Origin of the sequence: Marinobacterium profundum (genome assembly GCF_001528745.1) — a bacterium.
Lineage (GTDB): Bacteria > Pseudomonadota > Gammaproteobacteria > Pseudomonadales > Balneatricaceae > Marinobacterium_A > Marinobacterium_A profundum.
The window spans coordinates 43,511-56,020 of sequence record NZ_BCNS01000162.1; the positions used below are offsets into that span (position 1 = coordinate 43,511).

The window sequence follows — 12,510 nt, forward strand, 5'->3', positions numbered from 1 at the left end:
CATGGCTGGGAGCAAGGACGATAAAAAGCCCTATTACGAAATGATCAGCGAACGGCTGATCAAGCAGTTGGAAGAAGGCACGGCACCATGGCAAAAGCCATGGGAGGCGGGCACTCAACGAATGCCCCACAACCCAGTCAGCGGAACCAGGTACAAAGGTGCCAACGCTCTTTGGCTGTCGATGCAAGGCCGCTCTGATCCGCGCTGGATGACCTACAAACAGGCCAAGAGTGTGAACGCCCAGGTTATGAAGGGCGAAAAAGGGACGATGGTCCAATACTGGAAATTCCGCGACCGCGTACCCAAAAAGGAGAATGGTAAACCCGTCCTCGATGCCGAGGGCAAAAAGGTAATGATCAACGTCGAGCTGGATAAGCCGAAGGTGTTTAGTGCGGTGGTGTTCAACGCCGAGCAGATCCAGGGACTGCCGCCGCTCGAAGCCAAACAAACAATACCTGAGTGGGAACGTCACGAGCGGGCCGAAGCCATCCTGGCAGCCTCCGGTGCCAATATCAACCACGACCAGGGCGACCGAGCGTTTTACAGCCCTGTCCGCGACTCGATCCACCTGCCGGAAAAAGGTCAGTTTGAAAGTGCCGATCGCTACTATGCAACGGCACTGCATGAGCTGGGACACTGGACCGGACACCCTTCCCGCCTGGATCGTGACCTATCACACCCTTTCGGAAGTGAAGGGTACGCAATTGAAGAACTGCGTAGTGAGGTCGCGTCGCTATCCGTGGGTGAAGAACTGGAGATCGGCCACGATCCTGGCCAACACGCTTCCTATGTCAAAAGCTGGATTAAAGTCCTCAAGGATGACCCCAAGGAAATTTTGAGGGCCGCCCGCGATGCAGAGAAGATCCACGACATGGTTATGGGTTTCGAGCGGGACCGTAACCAGAAGCAGGACAACCAGGCAATGGTTTCGCCTGCTGCTGCTGAGAGACTGCATAAGCTCGACCGGGACGCCATTGAAGGTTACTCCCCAATGGAAAGCTGGAAGATGATGCAGGCGGAAGCGGCCAGCAATGGCTATACAGCCCGCATCGATCTGAACAAGGACCGCGACGATTTTGCCAGCGAGTTTGTTATCGACTACCAGGACAAGAAAGGAGCCGACACTGGTATCCAAACGAACCTGTACGCCGATAGCAAGATGGAAACATCGATCCACGGCCGGCGCCTTTCTAAGTTCACTTCCAACGACTCCGAAAGCCAGCCTAGACACCTGCGTGAAGCGTTCCAGGAGCATGAGACAGCCAAGGGCGCCCAACCCTCCAGCGAAGGCGAGAAAGCCCCTCAGAGGCCGCAGGCGGCTGAAACAGGTCAGCAGATAGGCAAGGACAGCACCTTACCCTTAAAACTGGCTGAGAAGTACGCTCAGAACTTCGCCAGCGAAGCCGACCGCGACCGATTCCTGGAGCGCGTCCAGGATCGGTTGAACAAGGAAACAGAACAGGCCGCCGATATTCGTATTCGGGAATCGGTAGCCGTAAATAACGACTCTGACATGGAACGGTGAACATGAAAGGCGTCTGGTGACTGGGCGCCTTTTCGTGCACACGAACAGAAGGAAGGAAATATGCTTGAACCGAATTTGAACTGGGAAACCGGTCGCCTCCTCTCCAACCTGGAAGGGTTTGAAGCCCTTGGGTTGTCCATACAGCGGCTAGACCTAAAAGCCATAGAGCGCGAATGCGAGCGGCTGTTAAAGGATCTTGAGAAAGGACCGCGACGCGCAGCACTGACCGAACTCAGGGACAAGGCCAGGACGTGGCAATCATAACCATAACCCCGAGCGGTCTTAAAAAGGCCGCTTTTTTGCTTTCGCGTGGGGTGCCCTGCGTTTCAAATGGCTAATATATATATTAAGTATAAATCAGCATCAAACCCCGCCGTATGCCTTTGCGGATCGGGATAGCATTTCGTAGGCTTCCCCTTTTTGGTTCTGCTCCCGCTTAACCTGGTCCCGGATCTCCCGCGCCACCTCCAGCTTTGCTTCCAACTCCGCCACTGACTCGACAAATGCCTGAGTGTTGACGATCTCAGCCATACGGCGGAAGTCTGCCGACTTATCGGCGGCTGTTCGCTGTTCGGTTCCGTATCGGCTTAACAATAGTTTTCGGTCGATGGCTCTGCCTAACAGCTTTTCGGTGATACGAACGGCAAGGGTCGCGGTCAAATCGAACTCGCCCTGGAGCTGATCAAGTAGGCGAAGCGCAACACCGGCACGAAGGCGTTTCCCTGCTGCACTTAGTACCTGATTTTTGCACCCCATCGCCTTTGCCTTTGCCTGGTAGATCCCCTGGTCATCCAACGGGACCGGGGCGCCCTGGTTCTCGCACTGCTCCCTGATTGCTGCGGTGTACCTAGACTGTGCCCGCTTCACGTCTTCCAGGTAGTCGTCCAGATCATAACTAGCGGCCATAATGCCCTCTTTTCTTTAGCTATCACATATATATATTAGCTATTATTAACGACGAAGCAAGGCCGAAGCCTAACGCTCGTCCCCCTGCTCCTGGCCCGATTCCATTCCACCCCCGCGATTGCCTCCGTTTCGATGCTGTAGCTGCTCGGCAACCTTCTCCTGGAGTTCGTGGCGCTCGGTCTTCATGGGTGGCATACCCTTGACGAAAGTAGCTATTTCCTTACCCAGCTCCCGATCCTCGGCGCTGTCGCTCTGGTGCAGATCCTTGGCTGCTGTCAGCCAGGCTTTACGGACATGGGTCTGACGTTCCTTGATTCGATCCTCCCAGGGGCGCGGCTCTGGCTCCTTCCCTGCCCTCTCGTCAGCAAAGCCCTGAACAATCTCGCGGATCTTGGCCTGGTCTACTGCCGGAGTCATACCCTTGTCACGCATGTGCTTGATTGCCTGGCTAATGCCTTTTTTGATAACGCCTCGCGTGGCTCGCGGGGTCGCTTCTGCCTCAACGCCTCGCCGTTCCAGCTCAGCAGCAAAACGCTCTCGCCACTTCTGCGGATCGCCTTTTTTAATATGAAGACGGCGGCCATCAAACCCCAGGTTTTTGACCGTCAAGTGAACGTGTGGGCTGTCGGTATCGGTATGCAACGCCATGACATACTGGTGATTCTTACTAAACTGGCCTTTCGCAAAAGCCCGCGCCGCATTCTTAACGTCGTTAGGATCGGTGCCTTCCGGCATGGAAAGCACGATGTTAGTTGTCTCTCGGGTGTTCTTCCGCCGCTTACCATGGTCCTGGGACCAGTCTTTGGCCATCGACCGAACGGCTGTTTTCCCTTTCAGGACTTCGCCCCGCTCGTCCTCGATCTCAATTTTCCCGTTACGGCTGATATAGTCCAGGTGCGCTTTAACATGATCCGCCCCCTTGGTGTTGCCGCTGATTTTCACCATCACTTCCGGGGAGTGATTGGCAATCCTCTTGGCTCTCTGCCGATTCCGGTCCTTGTTGGATTTGTGCTTTACGTCACCGTCTAACAGATCGGCAATCGTATCGCCTGCCAAGCTACCCATCATCACCCCACCGGCTCATGTTACGGGTAAGCAAGTCGGCCACCAGATCCTTGTGCTGCTCGATCCGTTCGGCCAGCTTCTCGATACCTTCCAGCTTTAGCTTGTCGCTATCCCTAAACTCGATATTCAACGCCCTGGCTACCTGGTTAAGGTTTCGGCCTATAGCTGAAAGCTCGCGATTTGACTCCCTCAAAGCGGCCACCTCAGCATCAGTTAAGACCGGCTCATGGTGCAACGCTGAACGAACAACAGCGGTAGTCCAACTGGTAGGGTTGCTGTAGCCCTCTTTTCTGGCGATATCCAGGAGGCTGACCCGCTCAGGCTCTGTTAGGCGTACTGTGAACTTTCCCGTCTTGGGTTCCCCTCGACTGGAAAACTCATCCGGCACGGTTCCCGTGACCACTTTCAGGATCATGTGACGCAGCATTACAGCTTCGCTTTTGTCGGTGGCCTTGCAGAAGTTAGTCCAAGCGGCCTTCTCGTCCCCTGATAGCGTGGTCTTGGCTTGTGCCATAGGCTTACTGAACTCCCTCGTTACTCCGTAAGTATTCACTGTGCAGGCCGTTGATCTGTTCCACTGCCTGGTTGCCGTTCTTCACCGCCCGCAGAATAATTTCGCTGCCACGGGTGAAGCGGTGCCCTATCCGAATGGTATAAGCCTTTAACACCCAGCCCAGGAAGCCGGGAACATAACTGGCGTCGTCTACATCACGCCACCGGACACCACCGGCCCCCTTGTCCCAGGGAAAGACGCCGCTATACACCCAAACCCCTTCCTCGTTCATAAATAGAAGCACGCTCCGAAGGAACAGAAGCTGATACACCAGGTGGATAAAGACAAGCGCGGAACCGCCAGCCAAAAAAACCCAATGAATGGCGCTCAAGCTAAACAGGTACACCACTGCCGAGAGAAACCCGGCAACAAGTAGCGGCCGAAAACAGGCCACCCAAGAGAGCTTATATTGATTGAAAGCGTCGCCTTCAATCACCGCTGTTTCCATACTGGCGTCGTTCATAGTCGCTCCTTGCTCTACGGCCGAATATGGGAGGTATGGGGGGCAGTCTAATGCAATCTGGTACGAAGTGCCAGCACTTTGCGAATCCTGCCCTAGTCATTAACCCCCCTATTCTTTTCGTACGCACGAAAACCGGCCAGATCGTCAGAGCTGCCGCGCCCCTGCGGTGCTTGCCTGCCCGCTGGTTTCGCCAGTCGGGGGTTGGACGGCTCGACCGCTCCGCTTCGCCCTCCGGGCTCGCGGCGCCCGACTCTCCAAAAATTGGATTGTACAATCCAATTACGTGGATATACTGGAACCAGGACAACCAGGAACAGGGACGAATAATGAAGCCGACCGAAACCACCTATGAGGAACTACAGAGCGCCTTCGAGCATTTCAACAATGCTCTATTCGATGTTGAACTGCCGTTCTGTCTGATCACCCTCCAGCGCGAAAAACAGACCTACGGCTATTTTTCCGCTGAACGGTTCGTGAGTCGTGACGGCGCCACCACCGACGAAATCGCCATGAATCCAGCTTACTTCGCAGTCTGCCCCCCGGAAGAAATCATGCAGACCCTGGTTCACGAAATGGCGCACCTATGGCAGCATCATTTTGGGAAGCCTGGGCGGCGCGGATACCACAACAGGCAGTGGGCGGGAAAAATGGAAGGTATAGGGCTTATGCCTTCTTCCACAGGCAAGCCAGGCGGGGCCAGAACTGGCGATAAGATGGCGGATTACATCATCGAGGGCGGCCCCTTTGAATCCGCTTGCGCGGATCTGCTGACCCGAAATTTCCGCATTTCCTGGGCTGACAGATTCCCGGCCCGCGAACGCATCCAGATGGCCATGGCCGAAGGCACAATGGTAGAGGTCAGCGAGGAGCTGGCCGCCTGGGGCGTCCAGATCGGGGAGGGCGGCGAGCTGCTACTGGAACAGGATAAAAAACAGACCAGGGCAAAATTCACGTGTCCAGACTGCGGGGCCAGCGCCTGGGGAAAACCTTCGCTGAACCTTATTTGCGGGGATTGTGACGTGGCCCTGGAAGCCTACTGAAAGCCTGCCGAGCCCTTCGGGCTTGGCGGCCCGCCAAGGCGGGCAATGCCTTCCTGGACGCTACCGCACCCCTTCGGGGTTTGGTGGCCACCGCCCCAACACAAACTGTCTTCGCTTCGCTCCGCTTAGTTTGCGCCGGTTCGGTGGCTCTGGTTAAACACGCCGGTCGGGGTCGAGTAGATCCAGCAGCTTGCCACCGCTGATTATCCAAACGTTGCTCTGGCTATTAGCTAAAAGGCGGCTGGAGCCACCTGTTTTTCCCGTGTGGATGAAAAAGCCCTTGCAGCCCTTGGAATCCACCAGGTTGCAAAACTCTTGAACGTGGGCCGCGCTGATATGTCCTGCGTACCGCTTCGCCTGGATCAGGAACAGTTTCCCGTCCAGCCATACGCGCCCATCGATACCGCCATCACCTGTATAGCGACTGTTGCGCTTCACCTTGTATCCGCATTGCTGGAACGTCTCCAAAATCATTTCCTCGAACGTGAACGGGTCAATACGCCGAAGGTAAGCAAGTTTGTGTCCAGGTTCGGGGATCTCGGCCAGATTGAGGAGGTTCTACCGTGCTTGATGCCCTCGGCGTCGATGGGCTGGCTTCTGCCACCCCAATAGCCGAAGGATTGGCCAGGAAAATCGGGTGAGTAACGCCAGGATGGTTAAGCCGGTGCCCAGCACCGGTAAAGGAATGTCATAGAGAAAATCGACCATGATTTACCACCAGGGGAGGGGACGGCCCCCAGGTGAGGGCGGGCAGCCGTCCATGCTGCATTAGGCTTCAATGATCGCCACCAACTGAACCTGGTTCAGATCCACTTCGACTTCGTGGCCGTCATCGTCGTGCTTGATCCATGCCAGACCATAGGCTGCACGGCGGTCGGTCAGCAGACGCGCTTCCCGCTCGTCATACTTAACCTGGATGATTGCTTTCTTGATCTTGTCGGCTTTCGTGTCGTCCTCCAGGTACTGGTCGGCCTGTTCCTCCAGCTCGTCCAGGTGGCCACCGCTCAACGGTTCGCCGTCCAGGGTCAAGGGCTGCTGCTCCTCGTCACGATTAGGAGGGGCGGGGCGTTCCTCGTCCTGGTTGCCGATGCCGCCCTGCGGCTCCTGGTCGTTACCGGCAGGGGCGGCCGGTTTCGGCTCTTGCGGCTTCGGTTTGGCTGGCTCTTTGAGGCTGTCCAGGACAGCCCGAACCTGTGACGTGGTTAGCTCCTGCTTGTTTGCACTGGTTTCCTGACAAAACGCATCTATCTCCTCGCCGTGCTTCTTATAGCCACGGTGCAGCAGTGCCAGCGCCTGCATTGACCGGCAAAGCTCGCTGTCGTACAGATCCCGGATACTGGGCGCCATATCAAAGAAAATTTTGTGGTCGGAAACGTAGGACGGGGGGCGGCCCAGCGCCTTAGCTATCTCCCCAGCCTTGTGACCATCCTCCAGCCGCGACTTGATGAACAACGCGATTTCAAGGGGGCTCAGGTTCTCGCGCTGGTCGTTCAATACGAACTTATCGAAGTCGTCCAGCTCGTCCTTGATGATATACGGGACTTGCTCCAAACCGGCCAGGGCAGCGGCGCGATAACGGCGGTTCCCTCCATTGATGATGAAGTGCCCCGGTTGCTCCAGGTGGTGCTTCACGCTCAACGGCTCCATGATGCCCCGAGGCTTCCCCGTGGTCGGGTTGACCTGCTGCATTGAATCGGCCAGCTCCTGGAGCTTACCTTGATTGAACTCCTTACGGGCGTTCTCCGGGTCTTCGTGGAAGTTATCCAGGGGCGCGTAAGCAATCGCACCCGCCTGGTCCCCACTGTCTTGCGGGGGCGAGTCCTTCTTGCTGCCGGTATGCAGGAATGACGACAAATTGAAATTGTCCAGGCCGGACAGATCAGCTCCCTTTGCCATTACTTGAGCCCTCCCATTTTCTCGTAAACGATGGCGAACGCTTCCTTGAACTCGCGGCCCGCTTCACGGGCGGCGGTCTTCTTGAGCTCCCAGACCGGAATCCCCTCGGCCAGCGCCTCCGGTATCGAGGAACGGATGCCGATTTTCGCCTTAATCAGCAGGTGCGAGTAATTTTTAACTAGGTTGGTCAGCGTCTCTTTTTGAGCCAGGGACCGGGGATTAAAGCGGTTCGGAAGCATCCCCAGGAAATTAAGGTCCGGGTTCCACTTCTCTTTCACGCCAAAGATGGTTTGCAGCATCTTGGTAATACCGTCGATGCTGTATTCTTCCAGCTCGATAGGTGCCAGAACGTGATCGGCAACCAAAAGGGCGGCCGTCATTCGCAAGCCTAGGGTGGGCGGGGTATCGATGATGCAATAATCGAAGGACTCTCCCAGGCTCTCCAGGTTGCGGCGAAAGGTCGACAAAACAGCCGGATCGGCCCGTTCAATATCAGCCATCGCGCCATCGGCATGAATCAGGGTGATCCCTTCGGCTGCCTCGATGCCGACCACCTCCCCATTGAAAAGCTGGCTGGCCGCAACAGGGGACGCCTCTCCGATGCGCTCCAGGGTTTTAGTTGCGTTCGCCTGCGGGTCGAGATCCACAAACAAAACGCTGTTTCCCTGTTCCCGGATCGACATTGCCAGGTGGACCGCGATAGTTGACTTTCCAACGCCGCCCTTCTGGTTCGATACCGTGATCTTCTGCATACCCATAATTCACTATCCCCTTGAATTCCTAGTGATCAGCTCAAAATATACCATATTGATTATCAAAATAATATAAAATGATTTCGTGCGCACGAAAAAACCCGGCAAACGCCGGGCTTATTTCATCATCGATCAAGCGAAAACTTATATTTTTTAGACAGCGTTCCACACTTAACAAATTCCACCAACCCATCGGCCTTTAGATCATGTAGGGCACAGTGCCACTCTGCAACCTCATCAGGCGGCGCCAAAGTCATAACACCAAAATGGGTGAACAACTGATCCGGCTCCGAAAACTTCCTGGTTAGTACGTCCAACACGTCCTGTTTCACTTGTTCCTGGTTCGGATCGCAAGCGTTCCGGCAAATTCCATTATCACAATTAATGCAAGGCATAGTCCTGTCCTGTCCTCATGGTCGAAGGGTTGAGCCCGCGCCGGGCTAAGTGGTGGTGCCCGCTGCGGATATGATTAATATAATACAGTAACGGTATTATATCAAGCATTTTCTAATTCGATCTGAGGCAGAAAACCACAACATATTGTGTCGTTCACCAGCTGGTGAACCACCATATATTGTGGCTTGTGCGTTCTTGGCTTATTTCTTCTTGGTGTCGTTTTTAACCTGCTGCTTCAGCTCTGCCAACTGCTCCCGGACAGCCCCAAGCTCCCCAGTTATGGTTGCGTTTCGCTCGCGGGAGTCTGCCATCTCCTGGCGTACCTGGTCGCGCTCTCCCTGGGCTGCTGTGAGCCTGTCGGCGGTCCTCTGAATCTCCAGGGCGGCCTGCTTGCGCTGCTCCTGGTGCTGCTGCTCCTGCGCTTCAGCCTTAGCTCTGACCTGGGCAAATTCGCCGGATACGGCATCGAGACGCTGGCGAAGGTCGGCGGCGGCCGCTTCGGCCTTTTCCAGCTCCAGGCGGTGGCGCTCATCCTGGACGCGGGTCTGCTCCTGGTACTGCCGCTCCAAAGCCTTACGCTCCTGCTCGGCGTCTCTCCTCTGCTCCTTGGCTTCGGCCCGAGTCTCTGCCAGCTCCGCTTTCAGCTCCTCCACTCGTTCGGCCCGGTCTGCCGCCTGACGCTCGACGGTTGCCAGTGCCGTTTTAAGCTCCTGGATCTCGCTCCCCAGTGCGGCGATTTGTTCGGCCGACTCCTGGACCTTCTGCTGGCTTTCCTGGTGCTCCTGTTGCTCGGTGACGAGATGCTGAGTCAGCTCCTCCAGCTCAAGCCCTTGGGACTCGAAAGCGTCCGCCATTTCGCCGCGTAGCTGATCGGCCTCGGTCCGCTCCTCATCCCAGCCTTTTTGTGCGGCGGTCAGTGCTTCATTGGCCAACCCCTGTGCCTCAGTCCACGCGGTCGCCAACGCAGCCTGGAAAGCCTCCTGGACAGCAGCAGGGACAGCAACGGGCGCGGCCTGGCTGGTCTGCATCTTCCGCCATTCGCGCATAACGGCGCTGGTCGTGTTCATGTCCGCCTTTGCAGCGCGGCGCACCTCGTCAACGGTCGGCATCTTCTCGCGGCTGTTCTGCTCGTAAAGCTCGGTCGCCACCTGCACGATGCGGTCGTATGTCTCTGTCGGGATTCCCTGGGCCATGGTGTCGCCTCCTGGTCTGGCTGTCTATTTAATAATAATAATATTCTTATTATTATTATTATTATGCAAGATAAGAAAAACCCCAGCATTTACCGGGGTCGCTGGGTTGGCTTAGTCGATGGCCGCCAGGATCTGGCCCGCCTCGGGGTGGTCCAGGGCGTATTCCCTCAGCGCGTGGTAATGGTCTGTCATGGCCTCCGATCCGGTGGAGTTGGCCAGGTAGCCATAAGCGAACAGGCAAGCCACGATACCGGCCGCGTCTTTGCTCATCGAGCCCTCGAAGTAGTTGCCAGCCACTACCAGGCGCAATTCCCCCTCGCCCCTGGGGGCCATGTAAAAGCCACCGTTGGACAGGTTGTAAAACTCCCAGTAAGCCCCTTTGTAGTTCTGGACCAGCTCCTCCAGGTAGGCATACACCATAGTTTCAACGTGGCCCATCAAGCTCGCGAAATTACGGGGCAGGGCCTTTAGGCGGTCAGCCATCGGCACCAGGCGAGCGGTTACGGTGGATTCGATCTGTTCGGCGTTGTCGGTCATGTTTAAGTCCTCATGTCGAAGGGTGAAGCGCAACGGACTAAGTGGTGGTGCCCGCTGCAGACATGGCTAATATAATACAGTAGAGGTATTATATCAAACCTTATTACGAGGGATTCCGACTGGTGTATCGATGGGAACTATTCGAGAATTTATTACGAGGAATTCCGACAAGGACCAAAGTTGGTAGTTATTACGAGGAATTCCGACAGCGTGACCGAGCCGCGTAAGCGGCTGTTAAGCGCACGGAGCGGGTTTTGATCATGTGTTGTGGTATCTGCGCGAACCTCCCGAAGGGAGCCCCAAGCTGTTAGGGCAGCGGGACCAGCTACCACAAATATTGACGAACTAAGGTTGCTGGTTCGCGTCCGTGGTTCCTTGTGTTCGCACAAGCGCTGATCCGCGCCCTATTGAACCAAAAGGCCGCGATTTCCAAGGTGGTTCAGGGTGAGCTGTTGGCAGAGGGATAGCAGGCATATAGAGAGAGTGTCGACTTGTCGACGCATTTTTTACGGGCCTTTAGGCCCGTCTTAGGCCGACGCGAAGCGGCGGGGCGGAGAGAGCGAAGCGAACGAAGGGTAGGAGAGCGCTTGCGCGATATTTTAAAAGTCTTTTAATGATGTTTTAAAGATATTATAGGGAAGTATAGGGTGGCCTGTATCCCTTGCCATTCCTGGCTTTCAGCCACTCGGGGCTCTGTGAAAAACGAGGGATTCCGACTCCGCTACGAGGGATTCCGATTTGGTACGAGCAAATCCGACTCCATTACGAGAGATTCCGCCTGGTTCTGCGGCCCGTGGCTACCCTGAAGCCCATTACGAGGGATTCCGACAAGGCAGGGGGAGGAGTATCTATTACGAGGGATTCCGACTCCGCTCCGCTGTGGTCAGCCCGCTCCAGCGCTTGACGCACAGCCCACTTTACGAGTAAAAAATAAAAGCCTCGTAATTAGCAAGCATACAACGCCACGGGAGGGCAGTATGGGTCGAGTTCTACATTTTAACTTTCCTGGTGATCCAGCCATCATAGATACAAACATTGTTTCTATTGATAACGCCCTAGTAAACAGTGCCTATTCGATGACAACAAACGCCAAACGCCTCCTCGTGCTGGCGTTCGCACAACAGGACCCAAACCGATGCGTGAAAAAAGGGGAGCAACTAACCGCCAACATTACCGCTCGCCAATGGTCCGAACTATACAGATCTGGACGCCGCCCGTATGACGAACTCGAATCAGCGGCCCATGAGCTGCAAAGGGCTATCCTCCGCGTATATCCAACTGAAGAATACTACGAACAGTGGAATTTCACGGAAATGGCCAGATACTACGCAGCCGACAACCTGGACGATGCTCGCGTTGAAATCTCCTTTACTTCAAAGGTGAGCAATTTTCTCGGTGATTTGTTTGAACGATACACCAGTTATGACTTGCGGATGGTGGCTGAACTAAGCAGCTTCTACGCCACTCGCATGTATGAATTGATAGCTCAGTATCGTGACGTTCGACTAGGGACAGGATGGGTTAAAAAGTCAATTGATGACCTAAAGGTCATTTTCGACGCGACAGAAAAATACAAGCGTAACAATGACTTTGTTAAAAACTGCATCGTGAACGCTATCGCGGAACTCAACCAAAAAACAGATATGGAAGTGACTTACGAGCTGACCAGGAAGGGACGCAGGTATGACATGCTCCACATGAACTTCAAGCCAAAGAAACAGATGCAGCTCCTCTAGGCTCATTTAACTGGCGCATAATCACTAGGCTCATTTAGGTGTGGTATTGATGTCATTTTCAGAAGACGACTGCACCAGTTGAATGGGCGTAACGCCCGGTGTGCACTCGGCTTCTGACAGCCTAATATCAGGAGTCGCCTGCGCGAATCTCCATGATGCTCAGTACTCCTATGCACGAAAGCGAGATCAGGAACAGCCGCCAAGTTGGTGACGCCGCATTGGTGCCAGGTTGCAGTGCACGTTCGAGTAGTGCTATCAGCTTTTGATATTCCGTGCAGTCACCTTCTGAAATGACAGTCAGATTGATGTATACCCTAACTTGACGTCAGGCAAACGTGTCATTTTCAGAAGACGACTGCACCAACCGACTGGGCGGAACGCCCGGTGTGCACACGGCTTCTGACAGCCTACTATCAGGAGTTGCCTGCGCGAATCTCCACTATGCTCA

Annotated in this window: 13 protein-coding genes; 4 read left to right on the forward strand and 9 right to left on the reverse strand. The window is 55.2% G+C overall.

What is annotated here, in order from left to right:
• The first annotated feature begins 1 nt into the window (after position 1).
• Together MPRO_RS25230 and MPRO_RS19650 are read left to right on the forward strand one after the other, a co-directional pair.
• Positions 2-1,525: an ArdC family protein gene (locus tag MPRO_RS25230; protein ID WP_082708991.1), complete on the forward strand. Its 1,524-nt coding sequence runs from the start codon at positions 2-4 to the stop codon at positions 1,523-1,525.
• A gap of 60 nt (positions 1,526-1,585) precedes the next feature.
• Complete coding sequence (locus tag MPRO_RS19650) at positions 1,586-1,789, forward strand: hypothetical protein (protein ID WP_067297091.1); 204 nt, start codon at positions 1,586-1,588, stop codon at positions 1,787-1,789.
• Between the two features lie 99 nt (positions 1,790-1,888).
• Here MPRO_RS19650 and MPRO_RS19655 read toward each other — a convergent pair whose 3' ends face one another.
• The 4 genes from MPRO_RS19655 to MPRO_RS19670 all read right to left on the reverse strand — a co-directional run bounded on the left by MPRO_RS19655 (position 1,889) and on the right by MPRO_RS19670 (position 4,512).
• Positions 1,889-2,431: a hypothetical protein gene (locus MPRO_RS19655; protein WP_067297095.1), complete on the reverse strand. Its 543-nt coding sequence runs from the start codon at positions 2,429-2,431 to the stop codon at positions 1,889-1,891.
• Positions 2,432-2,500: 69 nt separating this feature from the next.
• Positions 2,501-3,499, reverse strand: coding sequence for a relaxase/mobilization nuclease domain-containing protein (locus MPRO_RS19660; protein ID WP_245635151.1), 999 nt, complete (start codon positions 3,497-3,499; stop codon positions 2,501-2,503).
• A complete protein-coding gene (locus tag MPRO_RS19665) occupies positions 3,489-4,010 on the reverse strand; it encodes a MobC domain-containing protein (protein WP_067297098.1) in 522 nt (173 codons plus the stop codon). Before MPRO_RS19665 ends, MPRO_RS19660 begins: the two co-directional genes overlap by 11 nt.
• A gap of 4 nt (positions 4,011-4,014) precedes the next feature.
• The gene (locus MPRO_RS19670) at positions 4,015-4,512 is read right to left on the reverse strand and encodes a hypothetical protein (RefSeq protein ID WP_067297101.1); all 498 of its coding nucleotides are present in this window, start codon (positions 4,510-4,512) and stop codon (positions 4,015-4,017) included.
• A 326-nt stretch (positions 4,513-4,838) separates the two neighbouring features.
• On the opposite strand from MPRO_RS19670, the gene MPRO_RS19675 reads away from it, so the two are divergent.
• A complete protein-coding gene (locus MPRO_RS19675; RefSeq protein WP_067297103.1) occupies positions 4,839-5,552 on the forward strand; it encodes a SprT-like domain-containing protein in 714 nt (237 codons plus the stop codon).
• Between the two features lie 153 nt (positions 5,553-5,705).
• Here the strand turns inward: MPRO_RS19675 and MPRO_RS19680 are convergent, their stop codons facing one another.
• From MPRO_RS19680 to MPRO_RS19705, 5 genes are all read right to left on the reverse strand, one after another.
• Positions 5,706-6,098: a restriction endonuclease gene (locus MPRO_RS19680; RefSeq protein ID WP_369406748.1), complete on the reverse strand. Its 393-nt coding sequence runs from the start codon at positions 6,096-6,098 to the stop codon at positions 5,706-5,708.
• A gap of 222 nt (positions 6,099-6,320) precedes the next feature.
• The gene (locus tag MPRO_RS19685) at positions 6,321-7,448 is read right to left on the reverse strand and encodes a ParB/RepB/Spo0J family partition protein (protein ID WP_067297109.1); all 1,128 of its coding nucleotides are present in this window, start codon (positions 7,446-7,448) and stop codon (positions 6,321-6,323) included.
• Positions 7,448-8,206: a ParA family protein gene (locus MPRO_RS19690; protein WP_245635152.1), complete on the reverse strand. Its 759-nt coding sequence runs from the start codon at positions 8,204-8,206 to the stop codon at positions 7,448-7,450. Before MPRO_RS19690 ends, MPRO_RS19685 begins: the two co-directional genes overlap by 1 nt.
• Positions 8,207-8,796: 590 nt before the next feature.
• Positions 8,797-9,789 (reverse strand): DNA-binding protein, encoded by a 993-nt coding sequence (locus MPRO_RS19700; protein WP_067297115.1) that lies wholly within the window; start codon positions 9,787-9,789, stop codon positions 8,797-8,799.
• Between the two features lie 111 nt (positions 9,790-9,900).
• Positions 9,901-10,326, reverse strand: coding sequence for an antirestriction protein (locus tag MPRO_RS19705; protein WP_067297117.1), 426 nt, complete (start codon positions 10,324-10,326; stop codon positions 9,901-9,903).
• Between the two features lie 977 nt (positions 10,327-11,303).
• Here MPRO_RS19705 and MPRO_RS19710 point away from each other — a divergent pair.
• Positions 11,304-12,062 carry a replication initiation protein gene (locus tag MPRO_RS19710; protein WP_067297120.1) on the forward strand — a complete coding sequence of 253 codons (759 nt, stop codon included), beginning with the start codon at positions 11,304-11,306 and terminating at the stop codon, positions 12,060-12,062.
• The last annotated feature ends 448 nt before the right edge of the window (positions 12,063-12,510 follow it).